The 1,972-nt window shown below is 45.6% G+C and carries 2 protein-coding genes; both read right to left on the bottom strand.

Annotated features, from left to right (window positions below; genetic code table 11):
• Nucleotides 1-703, bottom strand: a 703-nt coding sequence (locus F6K53_RS38660) for an MFS transporter (RefSeq protein ID WP_293085142.1), incomplete at its 3' end; no start/stop codon positions are given.
• 41 nt (nucleotides 704-744) lie between these two features.
• A partial coding sequence (locus F6K53_RS38655) for an acyl-CoA dehydrogenase family protein (protein ID WP_293085139.1) occupies nucleotides 745-1,972 on the bottom strand: 1,228 nt, incomplete at its 5' end.

Genomic DNA, 1,972 nt, shown 5'->3' with positions numbered 1-1,972 from the left:
GGACATTAAATATGCCTATAGACAGATTGTAAGTAGCCAAAAAAAATAATAACCCCAGTAATCCTGGTTTGGTAGTTAGGCAATTCCAGCCATAGATAAGCTCTTTCCAGAAAGATTTGTCCGCTGTCTCTTCCTCTAGATTATTTAACTCCTGAAATTTAACTACCATCAAGGGAACAATGGCAAAAAATAAAGTAGCAAAGTCAATGACAATGATGCCTGGGATGTGAACAAGGGGCAGCAATATACCTGCTAAAACTGGTGCAATCAGTTTAGATACACCCCGCCCCAAACTGGTTAAGCCACTGGCACGGGGTAGGTTTTCTTTTGGTACTAGCAGAGTAGTGGCAGCAGCATAAGCATTAGCCTGAAAGGTACTGAAGCAAGCACTAAGAGCTTCGATGATGTACAATTGCCAAATTTCTAGGTTTCCTGTGATGAATAACCAAGCCATGCTTAAGGTGCAAAGACCAGCACAAAAATCGGCGATAATCATCGTCCAGCGACGGCTCCAGCGGTCTACAAATCCCCCTGCGATTGGGGAAATGAGTAGACTAGGCAAGCTACCACACAAAACCAGTAAGCCAAACTGGGTCACTGAGCCGGTTTCTTGAAACAACCAGACATTGAAGGCAAACTGAGTTAAGCGAGAACCTACCAGGGAGAGAAATTGTCCAATCCAGATGATAATAAATATTCTCATCTAGTCGTACACCATTGTCATCTTTTGTGCAACCAAACTTTCTAGGACTTTCCCTGATTGTTCCCCGAAGAATTAAAAAACGCCCGATCGCTTTCTTGTCCCAGTACTTCCTGACCAATTGAGGCCAAAACGCGATCGCAATTATCATGGAGGGTATAAAAGGACAAATCGCGATAAATCCGTTCCAAAGGACTGGGTTGAATCATAGCACGAGCGCCACACATCCGAGTACAGTGTTCCAAGGTATCCAGTGCCAATTTTTCTGACAAATAACGAAAGCGGTTACCAGCTTCTTTGGCCTGCTGGTGTTGACCTGTTTCCCACAACCTAGCCACTTTTCGCAGCCACAAGTCCATGGTTTCAATGTTCATCATTGATTTAGCAATCCGATGCTGCACATAAGCATCCTTTTCTCTCCGTTGCTTTTTGATATGAGCCAGGGCATAACCATAAGCCCCTTCTGCTGCCCCCAAAAATGCTGCTCCATACTGAGGAGTAAAGCGAGTTTGCCACTCTTCCAGCAAGTATTGCCCTGGATAGCCAATCAGATTTTCTTTAGGAATAAACGTGTGATCGAATTGTACGCGATAACTTACACTTCCCCGCATCCCAATCGGTTTCCACCAGGTTGAATCAAAGCTTACACTTGGGTCTGATAAATCACAGGCTAACATCAACACCGAATTCGCTGGTCCATCGTTATGACGAACAGCTCCTGTTCCGGCAGTACTCACAAACAAGATCGCCCATTGTAGCCCATCCGCTCCTGTGGCAAAGACCTTGCAACCATCAACAATATAGCCCCCCTCTACAACCTTAACTGTTGTACCAATACCACTGGTTTGCCCAGGCACTTTGGAGAGAGGTTCGCCACTCCAACCCGCCCATTTTTCCCCTCGTTGCACAATCCCTTCAAACCAACGTTGCTTTTGAGCGTCATTAGCGTTAGCAGTCAATAATACTTGTATATTAGTATGTCCTTCCCAGCAACGGGTGAAGGCTAAATCCGCCTTTGCTAATTCTCGTGTCATCATCCAGAGGGTGAGGATATCACTGTTGTGACCTAACCCTAAACCACCATACTTAATCGGTACAGCTGGGGCATGAAGACCTGCATCAAACAGAGTCTCAAAGTTTTTTGCCGGGAAAGTCGCTGTCTGGTCGTATTGAGCCGCCCGAGGGGCAAACTCTTCCTGAGTGAGCTGGCTTAAATGATCCAGGAGAGCTTGTGGATCATAGACTTGCCGATCATAGAGAACAGAAGTTTGC

Origin of the sequence: Moorena sp. SIO4A1 (genome assembly GCF_010672065.1) — a bacterium.
Lineage (GTDB): Bacteria > Cyanobacteriota > Cyanobacteriia > Cyanobacteriales > Coleofasciculaceae > Moorena.
Note: the sequence above shows the minus strand (reverse complement) of the source record. Positions and strands in the feature narration are given on the sequence as shown.